This window comes from Acinetobacter lwoffii, from assembly GCF_022967985.1.
Taxonomy (GTDB): Bacteria; Pseudomonadota; Gammaproteobacteria; order Pseudomonadales; family Moraxellaceae; genus Acinetobacter.
This window is the reverse complement of the sequence record NZ_JALJVC010000005.1, coordinates 1-18,994: the sequence shown is the minus strand read 5'-3', so window position 1 is coordinate 18,994 and position 18,994 is coordinate 1. Positions and strand designations below refer to the sequence as shown.

16 protein-coding genes are annotated in these 18,994 nt (G+C 44.5%); 9 read left to right on the top strand and 7 right to left on the bottom strand.

Annotated features, from left to right (window positions below):
* Nucleotides 1–30 precede the first annotated feature (30 nt).
* The 3 genes from estB (at nucleotide 31) to MWG72_RS04485 (ending at nucleotide 2,685) form a co-directional block, all read left to right on the top strand.
* On the top strand, nucleotides 31–969 hold the full coding sequence (gene estB, locus MWG72_RS04495; RefSeq protein WP_247143316.1) for an esterase EstB: 939 nt from the start codon (nucleotides 31–33) through the stop codon (nucleotides 967–969).
* Between the two features lie 13 nt (nucleotides 970–982).
* The gene (gene oxyR / locus MWG72_RS04490; RefSeq protein ID WP_004279412.1) at nucleotides 983–1,891 is read left to right on the top strand and encodes a LysR family transcriptional regulator OxyR; all 909 of its coding nucleotides are present in this window, start codon (nucleotides 983–985) and stop codon (nucleotides 1,889–1,891) included.
* Between the two features lie 182 nt (nucleotides 1,892–2,073).
* Nucleotides 2,074–2,685: a response regulator gene (locus MWG72_RS04485; RefSeq protein WP_039902034.1), complete on the top strand. Its 612-nt coding sequence runs from the start codon at nucleotides 2,074–2,076 to the stop codon at nucleotides 2,683–2,685.
* A 39-nt stretch (nucleotides 2,686–2,724) separates the two neighbouring features.
* Here MWG72_RS04485 and ppk1 read toward each other — a convergent pair whose 3' ends face one another.
* Both ppk1 and mtgA read right to left on the bottom strand, forming a co-directional pair.
* Nucleotides 2,725–4,806, bottom strand: a complete 2,082-nt coding sequence (ppk1, locus tag MWG72_RS04480) for a polyphosphate kinase 1 (RefSeq protein WP_005246972.1) — start codon at nucleotides 4,804–4,806, stop codon at nucleotides 2,725–2,727.
* A 111-nt stretch (nucleotides 4,807–4,917) separates the two neighbouring features.
* On the bottom strand, nucleotides 4,918–5,592 hold the full coding sequence (mtgA, locus tag MWG72_RS04475; RefSeq protein ID WP_005246974.1) for a monofunctional biosynthetic peptidoglycan transglycosylase: 675 nt from the start codon (nucleotides 5,590–5,592) through the stop codon (nucleotides 4,918–4,920).
* 77 nt (nucleotides 5,593–5,669) lie between these two features.
* On the opposite strand from mtgA, the gene MWG72_RS04470 reads away from it, so the two are divergent.
* Complete coding sequence (locus MWG72_RS04470; protein WP_247143315.1) at nucleotides 5,670–6,488, top strand: rhomboid family intramembrane serine protease; 819 nt, start codon at nucleotides 5,670–5,672, stop codon at nucleotides 6,486–6,488.
* Nucleotides 6,489–6,522: 34 nt separating this feature from the next.
* Here MWG72_RS04470 and MWG72_RS04465 read toward each other — a convergent pair whose 3' ends face one another.
* Nucleotides 6,523–9,015: an ABC transporter permease gene (locus MWG72_RS04465; protein ID WP_247143314.1), complete on the bottom strand. Its 2,493-nt coding sequence runs from the start codon at nucleotides 9,013–9,015 to the stop codon at nucleotides 6,523–6,525.
* 1 nt (nucleotide 9,016) lies between these two features.
* Nucleotides 9,017–9,742, bottom strand: a complete 726-nt coding sequence (locus tag MWG72_RS04460) for an ABC transporter ATP-binding protein (protein WP_247143313.1) — start codon at nucleotides 9,740–9,742, stop codon at nucleotides 9,017–9,019.
* Nucleotides 9,743–9,753: 11 nt separating this feature from the next.
* Here MWG72_RS04460 and MWG72_RS04455 point away from each other — a divergent pair, with 11 nt between their 5' ends.
* Nucleotides 9,754–10,383, top strand: coding sequence for an arylesterase (locus tag MWG72_RS04455; RefSeq protein WP_005104662.1), 630 nt, complete (start codon nucleotides 9,754–9,756; stop codon nucleotides 10,381–10,383).
* Nucleotides 10,384–10,426: 43 nt separating this feature from the next.
* Here MWG72_RS04455 and MWG72_RS04450 read toward each other — a convergent pair whose 3' ends face one another.
* Nucleotides 10,427–11,041 carry a carbonic anhydrase gene (locus MWG72_RS04450; RefSeq protein WP_004646264.1) on the bottom strand — a complete coding sequence of 205 codons (615 nt, stop codon included), beginning with the start codon at nucleotides 11,039–11,041 and terminating at the stop codon, nucleotides 10,427–10,429.
* 315 nt (nucleotides 11,042–11,356) lie between these two features.
* On the opposite strand from MWG72_RS04450, the gene MWG72_RS04445 reads away from it, so the two are divergent.
* Nucleotides 11,357–12,394 carry an alpha/beta fold hydrolase gene (locus MWG72_RS04445; RefSeq protein ID WP_247143312.1) on the top strand — a complete coding sequence of 346 codons (1,038 nt, stop codon included), beginning with the start codon at nucleotides 11,357–11,359 and terminating at the stop codon, nucleotides 12,392–12,394.
* A 14-nt stretch (nucleotides 12,395–12,408) separates the two neighbouring features.
* A complete protein-coding gene (locus MWG72_RS04440) occupies nucleotides 12,409–13,410 on the top strand; it encodes a hypothetical protein (RefSeq protein WP_004730306.1) in 1,002 nt (333 codons plus the stop codon).
* Nucleotides 13,411–13,452: 42 nt separating this feature from the next.
* Here MWG72_RS04440 and MWG72_RS04435 read toward each other — a convergent pair whose 3' ends face one another.
* Together MWG72_RS04435 and nfuA are read right to left on the bottom strand one after the other, a co-directional pair.
* Nucleotides 13,453–15,552 (bottom strand): TonB-dependent receptor domain-containing protein, encoded by a 2,100-nt coding sequence (locus tag MWG72_RS04435; protein WP_247143311.1) that lies wholly within the window; start codon nucleotides 15,550–15,552, stop codon nucleotides 13,453–13,455.
* 193 nt (nucleotides 15,553–15,745) lie between these two features.
* Nucleotides 15,746–16,384, bottom strand: a complete 639-nt coding sequence (gene nfuA, locus MWG72_RS04430; RefSeq protein ID WP_004279400.1) for a Fe-S biogenesis protein NfuA — start codon at nucleotides 16,382–16,384, stop codon at nucleotides 15,746–15,748.
* A 158-nt stretch (nucleotides 16,385–16,542) separates the two neighbouring features.
* On the opposite strand from nfuA, the gene MWG72_RS04425 reads away from it, so the two are divergent.
* Entirely contained in the window at nucleotides 16,543–17,160 is a 618-nt protein-coding gene (locus MWG72_RS04425) for a rhomboid family intramembrane serine protease (RefSeq protein WP_191111972.1), read from the top strand.
* Between the two features lie 219 nt (nucleotides 17,161–17,379).
* Complete coding sequence (locus MWG72_RS04420) at nucleotides 17,380–18,921, top strand: hypothetical protein (protein ID WP_247143310.1); 1,542 nt, start codon at nucleotides 17,380–17,382, stop codon at nucleotides 18,919–18,921.
* Nucleotides 18,922–18,994: the final 73 nt, after the last annotated feature.

The window sequence follows — 18,994 nt, the reverse complement described above, 5'->3', positions numbered from 1 at the left end:
ACGAAATATCCTTTAATTAGGACAGCGACCATGTACAGCGCAACACAGTTTAATCTTTCCCCCTATACCTCGTTCATGCATGAAACCAAGGTTGATCTTGGTAATGGGATCCAGTTACATGTCGAGGTTGGTGGAAATCCGGAACATCCCACCATTTTACTGATTATGGGGCTGGGTGGGCAAATGCTGTACTGGCCTGACTTTTTCTGCAAGTCACTGATTGACAATGGCTATCACATCATCCGTTTTGATAATCGTGATATTGGCCTGTCTTCAAAAGTTCATCACAAAGGTCCACGCCTGAATACCCTAAAAATGATGAGCCGGTTTGTGCTGGGTCTGGGTAATCAGGGTGCACCTTATGATCTGTATGATATGGCCGAAGATGTCAGCCTGCTCATTGAAAAAATGCAGCTGGAACAGGTCTATGTGCTGGGTGCCTCAATGGGCGGTATGATTGCCCAGATTCTGGCAGCGCGTTATCCGGACAAAGTCAAAAAACTGGGCTTACTGTTTACCAGTAATAACCAGCCGATGTTGCCACCGCCCTTCCCTAAGCAACTCTTTAGTTTGATTGACAAACCGGCTTCAACAGATGAAGATGGCATTGTTGATCATAGTTTGAAACTGTTTAAGATCATCGGCTCACCAGGTTATGTCAATCATCTGGAAGCGGTGCAGACCGCCCGTAAATTATATAAGCGAAGTTACTATCCTGCTGGTGTACTTCAACAGTTTTTAGCAATATTATGTACAGGCTCATTGCTGCAACTGGACAAGCAAATCAAACAAGAAACCCTGGTGGTCCATGGTTCTCGAGATCGATTGCTGCCTCCTAGCCATGGCAAGGCCGTTGCGAAAGCAATCTCAGGGGCTAAATTTGAATTAATTGATGGAATGGGGCATGATATCCCACCGCATTTTATTCCATATCTTAGCGAATTATTTGCTGATCATTTTAAATCATAAACATTAGGACACTATGGCTGCATTACCATCTTTAAGACAGCTGTCATACCTCGTAACACTGTCAGAGACGCTACATTTTACAGAAGCTGCTCGTCGTTCGTTTGTCACCCAGTCAACCTTGTCTGGCGGCATCATGGAACTGGAGCGTTTACTCGGTGGCGTACTTGTTGAACGCGACCGCCAGAATGTTCGTTTAACGCCTCTTGGTGAACAAGTGGTTGCACGCGCACGTGTTCTACTGGCCGATGCTCAGGACCTAATGCGTCTAAGTCGTGAGATGAGTGAACCTTTAACCGGTGATCTACATCTCGGCGTCATTCCAACAATTGCACCTTTCCTATTGTCCCAACTGCTGGATGAAGTACATAAGCAATTACCAAAAATCCAGTTGCATCTGCATGAAGCACAAAGTGAAAAGATTGTAGAAAAGCTGGAACATGGCAACCTGGATATGGTGGCTTTGGCATTGCCTTTCGACACCCGTGGTCTGAAAGTTGCTGAAATTGCCAAAGAGAATCTGTATCTGGTTTACCAAAAATCTGATCAGCATGCTGCACAAGCAAACTCTTTAGAAGATCTGGATCTGTCTCGCCTGATGTTACTTGAAGAAGGTCATTGCCTGCGTGATCATGCCTTGAGTGCCTGCCCGATTGGTGAGCGTAAAAATGATCACCGTTTAAAAGCCAGCTCACTGCCGACTTTAATCGAAATGGTGTCTGCAAATCTGGGCTTTACCCTGCTGCCTGAAATTGCGATCCATACCAATATGATTAAAGGCAATCCTGAGATTCAGGTAAAAGCGATCGATTCAGCCCCAAGTCGTACCCTGGCATTGGTAACCCGTAAAAGCACACCGCTGCAAAGCGAGTTTGATGTGCTATTACAGATTTTCCAGAAAATCACTCAGCACGATGCTGCCTGATCTATAGATAATAAAAAGGAGCACATGTTGCTCCTTTTTTATATCTTGAATTGAATGCATCCAGTCCGCCTAGAAACTTAGAATCTCTACATTTCAGCTAAATCACTATTCTTTGGGATAGGCATTTGCATCTGCCTGATTCACAGTGTAGCTCTCTATCGCATCTACAGGATCGCGTTTTATTGGCTAGCCTTTTGCCTGCACCGGTTTTAGTGATTCGTTCACCGACTGGACTCGACCTGTCAAAAATCCAGACCGTGCTACAGCAACTCGGCTATCAGCCAGATATGCTGCTGTATGCGGACAATATGCTGTCCGCACAATCCATGATTACTGAACATCTGCCCAACCTGATTCTTTATCATGCAGCAACAACTTCAGAGATCAGTGTGATCCGTCCGCTGAAACAGCAAAGCCTAGATACGCCCGTTATTGCCATACTCAATACTCATTCCACAGCACTGATCTATTCAGCCTTGCTGTCCGGCGCAGATAGCTATATGCAGCATCATGATTCATTACCCCAGTTCGCTGATAGTCTAAAAACTGTCTTGCGCGGTGGAGCCTACATTCATACTGAATTGGCAGACTATCTCCTGCACCAGCCCAGCGTTAAAGCCTGTCTCAACTTCGCTGAATTACAGTTATTACAAGTAATGAGTCAGCATAAATCGCAAACCGAACGACAAAACCAGCTTCAGATGAAAGATTATCAGATGTATAGTCAGGTCAAACACATCTATCGAAAACTGATCAGACTCAGCTTAAACAGTTCAATTGTATGTTCGAAATAAAAAAGAGGCTGAATATTCAGCCTCTTTAAATACTTAAACTTATTTAAACAGCTCTAACAGAATACGTTGTGCATTATGTGGTTTTTCACCTTCTTTTGGCTGTGCCCGCAGCCAGGTACCATCACCTTGCAATAACCAGGATTGCTGGTTGTCTTTCAGGTAATTCAACAGACCTTGTTGATAGATGCGTTTTTTCAAGGCTTCATCTTCGACCGGGAAACAGGCCTCGACCCGATTAAACAGGTTACGATCCATCCAGTCTGCACTTGAACAATAAATACGTGAATTTCCATTATTGCTGAAATAATACACGCGGGTATGTTCCAGGAAACGTCCGACAATTGAACGCACCCGGATATTTTCCGACAGACCCGGCAAACCCGGACGCAAACTGCAAATCGACCGAATAATCAGGTCAATCTGTACTCCGGCCTGAGAGGCTTCATAGAGTTTGTTAATCAATTGCATTTCGGTCAGCGCATTGACTTTGACAATAATCTGCGCCGGTTTCCCTGCCTGAGCATAGGCAATTTCATTATCGATATAGTTCAGTAACTGGGCATGTAAGGTAAACGGCGCATGCAGCAACTTTTTCAGCTTGGCCATTTTCCCCATACCGGTCAGTTCCTGGAAAATACGATGCACATCTTCACACAGATCTTTATCCGTCGTTAACAGACCATAATCGGTATAGATTCGCGCATTGCCGGCATGATAATTACCGGTGCCCAGATGCACATAGCGCACCAGTTTGTTATTTTCCCGGCGCACCACCAGAATCATCTTGGCGTGAGTCTTGTAACCGACAATGCCGTAGACCACGACTGCACCGGCTTCTTGCAGGACATTGGCCACCGCAATATTGGATTCTTCATCAAAACGTGCACGCAATTCAATCACTGCGGTCACTTCCTTACCATTGCGGGCAGCTTCCGCCAACACCTGCACAATTTCAGAATCTGGCCCACTGCGGTATAAAGTCTGCTTGATCGCCAGTACTTGCGGATCGCGTGCCGCTTCACGTAATAATGAAATCACCGGCGCAAAAGATTCAAAGGGATGATGCAGCAGAATATCCTGCTTCTGCATTGCACTAAAAATATTTTCAGATTTTTTCAGTACTTTAGGAATGATGGGAGTATGCGAGTCATAACGTAAATGCGGACGTTTAAAGTTAGACAGCAAACGTGCCAGATTGACCGGGCCCGCGACTTTATAAAGCTGCTCGTCGTCCAGATCAAATTCATTCAGCAGATATTCATAAATATGCTGCGGACAATTTTCTGTCACTTCCAGACGTACCGCACGACCAAAACGGCGTGAACTGAGTTCGCCTTTGAGGGCCTTGGCCAGATCTTCTACATCTTCATTCAAGGCTAAATCGGCATTTCGGGTAACACGGAACTGATAACAGCCAGTCGCCGTCATCCCCGGGAACAGATCAGACACATGCTCATGAATAATCGCCGACAGCATCACATGATGTTCTTTTCCATCGGTCAGTTCATCCGGTAAACGTACCACGCGTGGCAGTGAACGCGGTGCGGGTACCACAGCCAGATCAATCTGACGGCCAAAAGCATCTTTCCCTTCCAATGTGACAATAAAGTTCAGTGATTTATTCACCAACCGTGGGAATGGGTGCGCAGGGTCCAGGCTGATCGGCGTGAGAACCGGCGCCACTTGCTCCTGAAAATATTTTTTAATCCAGGCAGATTGTGCCGGAGTCAGCTCACCACGGCGCAAGAAGCAAATATCTTCCTCACGCAGTTTTGGCAAAATTTCTTCATTTAAAATACGGTACTGGCGTTCAATGGCGGCATGTGCTGTTTTAGAAATCTGTTCTAAAACCTGCTTTGGAGTCAAGCCATCCGGACTCCGACTTTCATTATCCAGATCCAGCTGTTCCATCATTCCTGCGACCCGGATTTCAAAAAACTCGTCCAGATTACGCGAGAAAATCAACAGGAAATTCATGCGTTCGAGCAATGGATGTAAAGGATCGACAGCCTGTTCCAGGACACGTAAATGGAAGTCTAGGATAGACAGTTCGCGATTAATATAACGATCATTATATGTATATTCGGGCTGTGCTGAAGTTGTGCTGGCTGCCGTATTCATATCAAACCTATGCGGATTTAAAATTGTGCTTATCCCTCCAAGTATGCTTCAAATTGATGACAATTTCATAAAAAAAGCCCAAATAATTGGGCTTTCTCTTCAAATCATCAATTAAGGTAATTCTGCATAACGCATATAGCGCTGAATCATCCGCTTACGAGCATTTAATGCAGAGGAATTGCGATGATCCTGGAAATATTTCGGATTGGTCAAAATGGCAGCCAGAAAGATGGCTTGATCGCGGGTCAGGCTTTGTGCGGTTTTACCGAAATAATGTTTGGCCGCTGCTTCAACGCCGTAGATATTATCCCCGAACTCGATCGAGTTTAAATAGACTTCCAGAATTCGTTCTTTCGACCACATGCGTTCCATCATCCAGGTCGCGACTGCTTCCTGACCTTTACGCACAAAGGAACGCTTGTTGACGAGGAACAGGTTTTTCGCCAATTGCTGGGAGATTGTCGAACCACCGGCCACTACACGGCCCTGATTTCTGTTTTTATTCAGCGCAGTTTGAATTCCGTCCCAGTCAAAACCATGGTGATGAATAAATTTTCCATCTTCCGCAGTGACGACAGCACGTTTCAGATTCAGGCTAATCTCGTCATAGGGACGCCACTGATGCTGAATCGCTTTGGAGGGTTCTGTCCAGTAATCAATCCGCATCATCATGGTGGTGTTCACCGGATTGGTTCGCCACCAGGCCAGACTGGCAAAGATCCACAATTGAACCAGCAGAATCACACTGACGATGACGAGCATCGTGCGGATCAGAAAGGCTTTCATGTCAGTGCGTTACTCCTGAAAATTTAATTTTTCGTGTTAAGCTTATTCGAAATATACAATCACAGCAAAAAAATAGCATGTCTGAATACTCTCCCCCTGTCGAACATCGCAAACTTGAAATGCATCTCTGGTGGATCACCGCCATTTTAATCGGGATCAATGTTGGATTATTTGGCTGGCAAGCCATGCATGGCATGGATGTTAGCCAGCCGAGTACCCGAGATGCCATTCTCTGGGGTGCCGATTATGCACCTTTAACCTATTTAGCGGAACCCATGCGCTTGTTTAGCAGCATGTTTTTTCATTTTGGCCTGATTCACCTGATGTTGAATATGTGGGCCTTGTATATTTTTGGTAGTGTTGCCGAACAACTGTTTGGCCGGATGTATTTTATTGGCCTGTATGTGTGTGCCGGATTAATGGGCAGCCTGCTCAGTGGCTATATGAATATTCAAGACAGCTATAACCTGATTGAAGGCGGTGTGGCCAATCCCGATTTATTGCCTGCGGTCAGTGCCGGCGCATCCGGTGCCGTGATGGGACTCGGGGCTTCACTGACGGTGCTGGCCTTATTGCCGATGCTGCCACAGCAACGTTTTATCCTGGATAAAAAAACCCTGGTGATGGTGATGGGTCTAAACCTCGCGCTGGGCTTTATGATCAGCGGAATCAACAATGCCGCACATATTGGCGGCATGCTGATGGGTGCTTTTCTCACCTTGCTCTGGTACATCGGTCAAAAAATGCAGCGTAGCCACCTGTTCAATCTGATTGCCCTGCTTGTCGGTTTCGGCATTTGTGTGCTGCTTTATCAACATAACTTGGCCTTGATTGAAGCAATTCGCCCACTGTGGCAAGAGATTCTGGAAATGATGCAACAGCAACTAAAACTTTAACTCTCAGCCAGTTTAAAAATCACGGAGATGAATCTTATTGATTCATCTCACGCAAGCTTTGTAAGGGCGGAATTTCTGACAGATAACTCAGACGATAACGGCCGATCAATGCACATAAAACGGTCATAAAAATCGGCAGGATAATCCAGATTTCCCAATGCGGCTGAATCATTAAATCCATTTTATAACTGGCAATCGCACTGATCACTTCGGCAAACAGGCAGGAAACAATTCCGGCAAACAGTCCGATAAAACCAATTTCCAGACTCATCATGGTTTTCAGTTTCTGCTTGGAACTACCGAATGATCGTAGCAAAGCCACTTCACGTTTGCGTTCATCCATCAACAGGTTCAAACAGGCCATCAGCACCAGAAAACCGGAAATGCTGACCAGTACCGCCAGAATCGTCACGATTTGCACCAGCACATTCACAATGCGTTTGATCTCTTCCAGAATCAGGCTGACATCAATAAAGACCGTGTTGGAAAATTGCTGGATCACAGGGACCAGTTTGCCTTTATCTGTTTCCGGGACATAAAAACTGCCCAGATAACTGCCGGCATTGGCATCCATGCTATTCGGTGCAAAGATAAAGAAGAAATTCGGGCTAAAACTTTCCCATTCGACGGTTCTTAGATTAACGACTTTAGCTTCCAGTATCCCTTCCGGCAGGCTGAAACTGAGTTTATCTCCAATCTTGATCCCTAACTCTTCAGCAGTATTGGCTTCGACCGATACGGTGCCGACTTGTTTTAATACCGCGTCACCACTGACAATCACATTATCCTGAGGATAGCGGTTTGACTGGGTCAGATTCAGCTCACGTCTTAAAGTATTGCTACTTTTAACCAACTCTTCGGCAAATGGCTGATCATTTTTGGCGACCAGACGCCCACGGACATTTGGATATAGCGGTGTGCTTTTCCAGCCATTCTGCTCAAGTTGGGCTTTGAGATCCGGCATATCAAAAGGCGGTAAGCCATAAACAAACTGGTTCGGCGTACCTTCCGGTAACTGTTGCTGCCAACGATCTAGCAGATCGGTACGCAAGACTGCCAAGACTGTAATCAGGCTCAAGCCCAAGGCTAAAGCCGTAATCTGCAAGGCGGTCTGAGAAGGTGTGCGTACATAGGCTGACAGATTCAGCTTCATATTACGTAGCAGTTTCAACACCCCCCATACCGTCAGATACAGCACTGCACATAATACAATAATCGCGCCAATCACCCAGGCGGTCAGCAGCAAGTTTTCAGTCAAAATCACACTAAAAATAATCAGGCTGAGCGTTCCAGTCAGCAGCATCCACAGCATAGATTGCACTGATTTTTCCTGCTGGCGGATCACCCGGATCGGTGGCGTATTCAGCAGTTGCAACAAGCTTGGCATGACAAAGCCGAGTAACACTACAGCACTGGTCAGCATCGCGACCGGCAATGGCCCAAGCAACATTGCGATAGCGGAAAACTCAATCTGCAAATTTGGAATCAGCTGCAACATCAATTGCAACAGTCCATAACCCAAACTGATCCCGACCACGGTACCAATTAGCATGGCAATCAACAGCACCATCCCGAGTAAAGCCAGATAAGCCGACAGAATCTGCTGCTTGGTGGCACCGATACAACGCATCAAGGCAATATGATCCTGATTCTGCTGCACATAACGCTGCGCGGTTAAAGCAATGGCAATCCCACATAATAGAATGGTCAGAATATTGGCCAGTTGCAGGAAAGTGTCCAGATTGGCGATTGGCTTCATCAAGCGGGTATTGCCTTCACTGGCATTGCGTAACCTGAGACTGCTTTGCTCCTCAAATTCCTGTCCTTGTACTTCCGCTGGCGTTTCAGCCGAGCCGTTTGCTGACTTGACCTGCTGCTTGAACAGGGCTTCATATTGTTGGGTGTCGTCCGGACGGCCAGCCATGAGTAAACGATATTCAATCCGGCTACCCACCTGAATCGCATTGGTTCGTGCCACATCTGCCTGGGAGATAATCACCGTTGGTGAAAATCCGGAAAATCCAAGTTCCTGATTGGAGTCCTGTTCAATCTTGGCGGTGACTTTAAACGCCGCATCGGCGATATTGAGCTGATCCCCCAATTTGACTTTGAGCAGATCCATGGCTCGTGGACTGAGCCAGATTTCACCAGACTGAATCGATTTTTTTGCCGGTTGCACCCGAAGTTCGCCACGCAAAGGAAAAGCCTGATCAATGGCTTTGACATTGACCATGACAAACTGTGCATCGGTATAGGCCATACTGCTAAAGAAAGTGACTTCTGACTGCTTTAAATCCAGCTGCTTGGCCTGATCACGCCACTGCTCCGGCAAAGGCTCATTATCTGAAAGCACCAGATCACCAGCCAGCATTTCTGCTGCCTGCAAGGCAACTGCATTTTGGATCTGCTCATTACTAAACTTAAGTGCAGTGGTCGCGCTAATTGCCAGCGTTAAGGCAATAATCAGCAGATAAATTCCGGTCGTTTTAAAGCTTTGCGTCAGTAAGGGGCGAAATAATGGATTCATTTCATCCCCCACTCGGATGTTCAATCAGCTCGCCATTCAGCAATTCAAAATGCCGCTGGCACTGCTGCGCCAGTTTGCGGTCATGCGTGACCAGCACCAAAGTCGTCCCCAATTCCCGATTCAGTTGAAAGAGTAGTTGTTCAATTTCTTTGGCAGTTTCGCCGTCGAGGTTACCCGTGGGTTCATCGGCAAAAATGATTTTTGGTTCACTAACCAGTGCACGAGCGATGGCTACACGTTGCTGCTCTCCCCCGGACAATACTTTTGGGGTTTGCTGCGTCTGTCGATCCAGACCAACTTTATGTAGTAATGCCAACGCCTTTTGCTCAGCTTCTGCATATTTAAAACCAGGTTGCAAACGTAATGGCAGCATTACATTTTCAAGTGCAGTCAGGTGCGGTAAGAGCTGAAAAGACTGAAAGACAAACCCGATATTTCTTAAACGTACCAGTGCACGTTGTTCTTCATTCAAGTTAGACACTGATTCGCCACAGACCATAAGCTGACCTGAATTTGCCTGATCCAGTGTCGCCAGAATACCCAGTAATGTGGATTTTCCGGAACCGGAACGACCGGTAATTGCCACTTGTTCTCCGGCCTGAATATCCAGATCAAGATCCTCAAAAATGGTGAGCTGTTTTTGTGAAAGTTGTATCTTTTGTGTCAATTTCTGGGCAGAAATAATAGCCTGTGGCATGATGGTCGAATCGTTGCTGCTTTGAATCATACGTGTCCTATATGAAAGATCTTAATCAGAAAACTCGGCTATTGCCTTACTTTTTTTTGCTCAGTCTGTGCCTGTTACCTCTTGGGGTTTCAGCAAAGACGATTATGATTTTAGGTGATAGTTTAAGTGCAGGTTATGGTATCCAGCCCCAGCAGGGTTGGGTACATTTATTACAAAAGCGTTTAGAGCAACAGTATCCGAAACAGCATAAAGTGGTCAATGCAAGTGTCAGCGGTGAAACCACCAGCGGAGCACTGGCCAGACTGCCAAAATTGCTGCAGACGCATCGTCCAGACCTTGTGGTGATTGAGTTAGGTGGCAATGATGGCTTACGTGGACAACCACCACAAATGATTCAAAAAAATTTAGCCAGCCTGATTCAGCAGAGCCAGAAAGCCAAGGCCAAGGTCATTGTATTTGGCATAAAGATGCCGCCTAATTACGGGCAGGCCTATAGCAAGGCGTTTGAAAATAATTATAAAGTGGTCAGTCAGCAATATAAGGTGAAATTATTGCCTTTCTTTATGCAAGGTGTCGCCGGTAATAAAACCCTGATGCAAAAGGATCTGATTCATCCAAATGCCAAAGCACAGACGATTCTGTTAAATAATGCTTATCCATACATTAAAGGCGCTTTATAAAGCGCCTTTAACTTATTTTAGAATATATTTAGATGAATCGTGATTAGAAATCGAAGAATGTCACTTCACCAGTTTCCAGTGAATATTCAGCACCCACGACTTTTAGTTTTCCTTGTCCAATCAGGTTTTCCAGAACGGCTGAACCGTGACGCAACTGATTCACCGAAGCAAATACGTTGGAACGTACTGCATGCTTGGACAATTTTGCCAAGTCATTTTTCAGTTCAGTTTGCATTAAAGTTTCAACTGAAGGACGTACGCGGTTCACAATCGACATCAGGTTTGCCGATGGGGGGCAATCTGGACACATCAAGGTATCAATAGTCGCTTTAATCGCACCACAGTGACTGTGACCTAACACCACCACAATCGCGCAATCATAACGTGCCGCGGCAAATTCAACACTGCCGACCTGTGAGGGTGCAACAATATTACCTGCAACACGAATCACAAAAAGATCGCCGAGACCCTGATCAAAAACCATTTCGGCTGGAACGCGCGAATCTGAACATCCCAAGACAATCGCAAACGGATTCTGATCCTCTGCCATTTCTGCGCGCTGTTGGTGGCTAAGTTGTTTTGGATGCGTGGTATCGCCACTGACAAAACGTTGGTTACCCTGTCTAAGACGTTCTAAAGCTTCTTGAGCTGTGAGCATTCTTTTCTATCACCGATGGTTTTAGTTGCAATATCTTACTGCCAGTTTTTTTGAATGTCACTTGCAAAAAATCTTAGCTGATTAAATTTTTAGCATTTATCTAATTTCATTTCTACAGGGAATTTATGCGTAATACATCACATTTTCCAGTCATTTAATGCAACCTAGCAAAAAACTAATGGGTGACAAGCGCAAAGATTGATTTAAAATAGAATGAAGAATAATGTTTTTATTTGAATGAAAATTGCAAATTTATAACATGGAAGTATTTTGATTGAGCAATTTGCTCACTGGGTTTGTTTTGGGGAATGGCCAATGAAGAAAATAATAAAATTGCGCTCGAAAATGATTTGTTCAGGCTTGGTTGCCTTAAGCATGGCATTACCGGGCCTGACACATGCTCAAATACTGTTTAGCCAGAAAAATGAAACATCTGCCAAAGTCTTGCAGCAGCATCTGTTGCAAGAACGCAGCCTTGCCGGTCTCAAATCCAAGACCCTCAAAATTGGCGAGGTCACCTGGAGCTATAGCGAAGGCGGTGCCAAGAACAAACCATCTATTCTACTGATTCATGGTCTGGCAGGCACGCGCGACAACTGGAACCGGGTCGCCCAGTTTCTGACGCCCTATTATCATGTCATTATTCCGGATCTGCCGAGCAACGGTGACACCAAAGTTCCGGACAATTTTGATGTTTCTGTGCCCAATGTGACGTCCCAATTACGTCTATTTATTGAAACCTTAAATGTGGACGAGAATTTACATATTGCTGGGCACTCTCTGGGTGGATCGATTGCTACGGTGTATGCTTCACAATATCCTTTCGATACGCAAAGTCTTTTTTTAATCAATAGTGCTGGTATTTACAAAATGGGGAATACTCCCTATACCAAAGATCCTCAAGCCTTAAAAGACCTGATCGTCAGCAAACCCGGTGATCTGCAAGATGTTTCCAAACAGCTGATGCAGAATCCGCCAGTGATTCCTTATCAGTTACGGCATGCACAGGAAAAACTGTTGATTTCACGCGCTGAACAAACCAGCAAATCGATTGATCAGGTGGTGATGCTAAATCGGATTTATACACCGGAAACCTTTGCCCGCCTGACGCGTACGGTTGAAGCACCCACCTTGATTTTATGGGGCAGACAGGATCGGATCATTAATGTCGAAGTAGTCAAAGAGCTACATGCCCTGCTGAAACGTGCCGAGAAGCCAGTGATTTTAAATAATGTCGGGCATATGCCGATTCTTGAAGCAGAAAAACAGGTTGCACAACATTATTTGCCTTTTCTGGCCAAGACGCAGACCCTAAAAAACCCGCTTGCTGATAAACTCATTCCTTTAAATTAAGTTTCAGAGATGCTATGCAGAAACACCCGATGATTGAGCAGTTGATCGATGCTCAACTTGATTTTCTCGATCAGGCATTTTCTCAATCTGAAACGATTCAAAGCGAGTTTCATGCATTTTATTTGTGGCTACGTAAACAGACGCTGAAAGAGCTGTGGAGTTGTGAACTGATCAACCAGCTTTTACAAAAACAGATTCTGGGTACTGCCGCCAGCAGCTTTCTGATTGAACAGATTGCCGAGCATATCCGTTTTGCCCTGGTGCATCCGACCAATGATTCCACCACGATTGCCGATCTGATTCCAGTACTGACCGTAGACAAAATCGCCCAGTATGTGGCCAGTAAAAGTGGCCATCGGCAGCGTCTGATTAAAACCATAGTGAATAATCCGGCATTTTCCGCCATGATTACCCAATTGATCCAGCATTCCATTCAGGATTATCTGGATAACTCCATGATTGCCAAAAGCGTACCCGGGGTTTCCCGCTTTATGAAAATGGGCAAATCGGTACTGGAAAATGTTACCGATACCAACCTCGATAGCACCATTGCACGTTATCTGCAAAAGAACATTCTAAAGCTCAGCCAGATGAGTGAGCATGTGCTGAACCAGCATTTTGACGATGAAAAACTCTATCATTTTCAGGCCAATCTCTGGCATAAAATCAAAGACATGCCAGTATCGGTCTTGAAGAATTATATTGAGCTGCAGGACCTGAATCAGACGGTCGGCTTAGGTCATGATATCTGGGATCATATACGTCAGACAGACTATCTGCAGCAGCAAGTGCATGACGGAATTCATACCTGGTATGTCCGCAATCAGGAACATACCTTTGATCAGTTATTACGTGATCTGAATATTGATGAAGCGCTAATTCAGAATGAATTGCAGCAACTGCTCAGTCCGGTAATCCAGCAGATGGTTTCTCAAGGCCATTTACGTGAGCGTGCACGCAAATATCTGGAACAATTTTATTATCATGAAGATACTTTGAAAATTCTTAAGATTTAAATAAAAAAGCCGCTATAAAGCGGCTTTTTTTGTCTGCTTAGATTAGAAATTATAGGTTAATCCGGCAAATACTTGCTGACGATCCAGATAATAATCATTTGAAGCATTTGACAGTTTTTTATCAAATAAATTATTTAACCCGGCCCGAACAGTGACTTGGTCATTCACCTCATAATTTGCAGACAGATTAAATACGGTATGTGGCTTTTGCATCACCACTGTATCTTCAGCACTTGCCGTATATTGCTCACCAGTATATTGCGCTGCAAGTTCCAAGGACAGTGGATCAGTGGGTGTCCAGTTGAGTGCACTATAAACTGACAACTCTGGAATCGTTGAGAGATTTTTGCCTGTTACTAAATTTTTTGACTCAAAATAATAAGTTGCATTAGTTTCCCAGCTCAAACTATCTAAAAGTGGTAAGACCACACTTGCTTCCAAGCCTCGTACACGCGCTTTTTCAGCATTTTGATATTGTGTCCACCACACACCATTGATTTCTCCTAAAGCACGATATTCGATTTTATTTTTAAAATCTGTGTGGAAATAGGTTAAACCGAGATCAAAGTCATTTTGAGCAAAATTAAATCCAATTTCATAATTAGTACTTTCTTCAGGCTGCAAGTCTGCATTACCAGCCATATAACATCCGCCCGATACATAGCCCAAAGGCTTAAGTGATGTACATCCATTCCCCCCTGAACGAGTCGCGGCACCTGCAGTATTCTCTTTTAATGAAGGTGCTCTAAAGCCCTGAGCAACACCGCCTTTGACGGTCAATACTTCATTTGGCTGCAGCACCAGATAAGCACGGGGACTATTATGTGTGCCAAATTTATCGTGATGATCGAAACGGTTCCCCAGTGTTAAATGTACTTGATCATTAAAAATAATTTTATCTTCAATAAACAGCGCCCAAGTATCTCCTTCTAGCTCTGAACCATATTCATTTCCGTCATAACTTGGAATAGACAGCCCAATATTACGTGTATTGATCAACTCTTCTGATTTCCACTGGCCTCCCACTGTAGCGATATGCTCAACACCTAACTGAAACGGAATATTGAGATTACCCTCTACAATGCTTTCCTTGGATTTTTGTGTGGTCGGCCCCGTCTCTGTTATCTGACTTTGATCATAATCATTATAGTAAGCAGTAATTTTTGAATCACCAAAAGCCCACTTGGCATCATGTGACAAAGAAATTGAACGATGTTCTAACTCTGACGGACCCCAGGATAATACGGCCTGTTTTTGGCCATCCACCACCTGTGATGTGGTAGACGGGTTGTCTTGCTGCAACCCATAGCCCAGTTCTAAAGACAGGCTATGAATATCATTCGGCGTATAATCAAATTTTAAATTCGCATTTTGATCACGGCTACCCGATTGTCCTGTTGCCTTACTTCCCGCCATTCCAGGAATATTACGATCAGAAATTTGATAGCCTTGATCCGCTTCCTGTTCAGTGATCCCGACTGTGGCACGCATGCCGAGCGTATCGGTTAAAGGGCCATATCCGACGAGTCCTGATTGGATCGTTCGGCCCAAATCAGAAGATGTAGTCGGCACGGTATGGTTTAAGGTAAAAGACCCTCCCCATTCTGAAGGGATTTTTTTGGTAATGATATTGATCACTCCACCCATCGCATCAGAACCATATAAAGAAGACATTGGCCCACGTACGACCTCAATGCGTTCAATCATTTCTGGTCTAACCCAGTTTAGATCTTGATGACCCAAGTTTGCACGATAGTTGGTATCTCTGGATGAACCTACACGTTTTCCATCAATTAAGATAAGTGTGTAATTTTCAGGCATGCCACGTAATTGAATTTTTGAGCCAGTACCATTTGAACTCAGCCCCCCTGTTACACCAGGTACACGTTTTAAAATATCTGCCAGGCTTGAAACAGGTTGTTTTTGAATTTCTTCGGCAGTAATGACACTAATTGAAGCTGGCGCAGATTTAACATCCACTGCCTGCCCACTCGCAGTCACCACAATCGTTTGTAACTTGGTCGTCTCAGACTGCACTACGCCTTTTTTTTCTTCAGTAACTTGGTCTTGCGCTTGCACTGAAACAGTCATTGCTGTGAATACAGCAAATGCTAAAGTCTTTTTTAAGAATGGCTTATTCATACCTTGTGCGCCCCAATATTTATGAAGAGATCATGTTTATTCGGTTGCGAAGTGTAACAGCTTTCCACTTAAATACAATTGCTATTGATAATTATTATCATTAATATTCACTATATTTTAAGCCAGATATAAAAAAACCTCGAACTGTCGAGGTTTTTTAAAATGCGATAAATAAACTGTTATATGGAACGGCTTATTTCATATACGCACCTTCAGACTGACTATGATCCGTTTCATCAACGACATGCATTAATTCAGGTACATGTTGTTTTAATGTGGTTTCAACACCTTGTTTCAAAGTGATATCAATCGCTGAACAACCCTGGCAACCACCACCAAATTTAAGTACAGCGGTTAAACCTTTTTCAGGGTCTTCTTTGACTTCGACCAGTGCACAGTTACCGCCATGGCCTGCTAGGCCCGGGTTAATTTCAGACTGCAATACATAGGTAATACGCTCTTCTACCGATGCATCTGGCCCTACGCGTGGCACTTTGGAATTCGGTGCACGGAAAGTCAACTGACCACCAAAACGGTCTTTGTTGTAGTCAATCACGGCATCGAGTAAATACGGAATAGATGGCGAGTCGATAAAAGCAGGGAAATCAGGATATTCCTGCTTATAATCTGTCGGTACAACTTCATCAGGTGCACTATAGGCCATGCAACATTCAGCGCGAGGAGTACCCGGATGCTCTACAAAAACACGCACACCAATACCCGGGGTGTTCTGTTTATCCAGTAGATCCTTTAAATACTCTTGTGCTGTTGGTGTAATCAATAAGTTGGGAATTTCACCAACAACTGGAGTGCTGCTGTTCTCAGTCGACATAACAATAATTTCCTCAAGCTCAAGCGGCCATTTTAACTGAAGATGCGGGGTAATTTTTAAAAATCAACTAAAATTGTCGGATTTATTATAAAAGTACAACTTTAGCTTAATTTTAATGGCATGATAATTGGCAAATAGGCACCCTTAGAATCATTTATATGCTTGATTTACCTTTTAATCATACCGTGACCATTATTCTGATCACCTGTATTGTGTCATTTATTGCTTTCTCCAAAGAGACGGTGATGAATCGCCTGATTTTCTGGCCACCGGCACTGCAACGTGGACAATATGACCGCTTTATTACGCATGGCTTTATCCATGCGGATGGAGCTCATCTCTTGTTTAACATGATTACCCTGTTCTTCTTCGGCAGCGTGATTGAAAGCTTTTATCGTCAATATCTGTATGACCTGGGTTTTATCCTGTTTTACCTCGGTGGTCTGATCGCAGCGATTCTGCCAAGTTACCTGAAGCATAAAAATGATGCGCGCTGGGCCAGTCTCGGCGCTTCCGGTGCAACCTCGGCTGTACTGTTTGCCTATATTCTGTTTGAACCTTGGAAGTTGATCTTTGTGTTCTTCATTCCGGTTCCTGCCATTATTTTTGCTGTGCTGTATGTAGCTTATAGCATCTGGTCAGGCAAAAAAGGCAATAGCAACATTAATCACAGCGCGCATTTATGGGGAGCGGCTTACGGGGTGGTCATGACGATTATTCTGGAGCCACGCCTGATTCCGCATTTCCTGAATAAACTGATGCAAGTTCCATTTTAATTAGGGTTATTTAATGATAAGAGAATGAGGCTATATATGAATTGAACCTCATATTTCTGCTAAAAATTGATAAGAGAGCTGCTGCTCTCTTATTTGTTTGAAACATCTAGTAATATATTAGAAAGTCATGATGTCACTTAATGCCAATCTTGGACTGAATTTTGCAGCGATAATGTATACATCTGTATATTAATTACTGTCATTCTCGAGATATTTTGCATGTCCACTACACCAGACGGTCTTCAATTTCCTCTTCAGTCTCCGCAACAAAAACCAAGTAGCTCTAAAGCAGGGCGCGCAATCATCGCGGCAGCGCTAGCCAATGTCGATTCACGCAGTTCTCAACAGGCACAATCAGAAAAAAACTGGCGCAAACACTACACAGTACATTTTAAGCAGCTGGTCGAGCAAGGATTAAGTTCCCCTGAATCCAGCTTGAAAATTGCCGAAGATGGATTGGCAAAAGCACATCAGACTTTTGAATTTTACCGTGATGGTCAAAAGTATGTATTACAAGATGCTTTAACTCTGCCCGCGGGTCAGTTGCATACCTTCAAGCTGACAGGTAATAGCAAATCGGCACCAGAATGGTATGTGCCTTACCACGGTCAAAAGCTGCAAGGTGACGCCTTATTGGAGCAGATTGAGCGCTGGGAAAGCCAAGGCATCGTGGAAACCAGTCATGCCAATGCCCTACGTGAATGTGTGGTGCATCCTGAATGGTTTGATCTTTCCGATCGAACCACGGTGCTGTTTGGTGCAGCATCTGAAGCCGGTCCTCTGACCTGGCTGGCGAAATGGAAAGCCAATATTGTAGCGATTGATCTGCCGAATACCCGTGTATGGGGCAAGATTGTTGATACCATCAACCAAGGCAATGCCACGCTGTATGCGCCATGTACTGAAGACCTGCCTGCTGATACTTCACTTGATATTTTAAAAGAAAAACTGGGCGCAAATTTGCTCACCCAGATTCCTGAAATTGCCACATGGCTATTACAGTTTGAGCAGGACCTAGATCTGGCTGCAATTGCCTATCTGGATGGTGAAAAGCATGTTCGGGTCTCCATGGCGATGGATGCCATCATGCAGCATGTCAGCCAGCAAAAAGCTAATACCAGCCTGATGTACATGTGTACGCCGACCGATGTTTATGCGGTTCCGAGTGAAGTGATCGAAGCCTCTAAAGTAAAATATACTGAACGCTCTAAGGTACAGACGATCCTTTCTAAAGGGGTTTCAGCTTTAAGCCGCAAACACTTTTTCCAGAAAAATGCGCATGAACTGATTCAGTCTGGTGATCAGGCGTATGGTATTTGTGACTGTCTGGTGGTTGAACAAGGCCCGAACTATGCGCTGGCAAAACGCATTCAGCAATGGCGTGCTACCTTAGCTCGTGCTCAAGGTCAGCGGGTCAGCATCAATATTGCCCCTTCTACTACGACCTATTCCGTGACCAAAAATCCGCTATTAAAAGCAGCGTTCAACGGCGCCAGCCTGTTTGATGTTGAAGCCTTTGCACCTGAAACCACCAATGCAATTATGGCTGCACTGTGGATTCATGACCTTCGCAATCCAGAATCGGTGGCCAATCCTGAAGTGAAGCTGAACCATCCGCTTGAATTAATGATGCATGGCGCGAATCATGGTGGTTTGTGGCGAGTGGCCTATCTGGCACGTACCGCACTACCTTTTGCTGCACTATATGGTTTTGCGACAGAGAAGTTGCCAAAAGGATTATTGAGTAAGTTGAAGAAGTAATTTTTTTATTATCTTCATCCAATTTTTCCATAAGAAAGGTAATCGTTATTTTTAAAGTTCTCCCCTCGTTGCG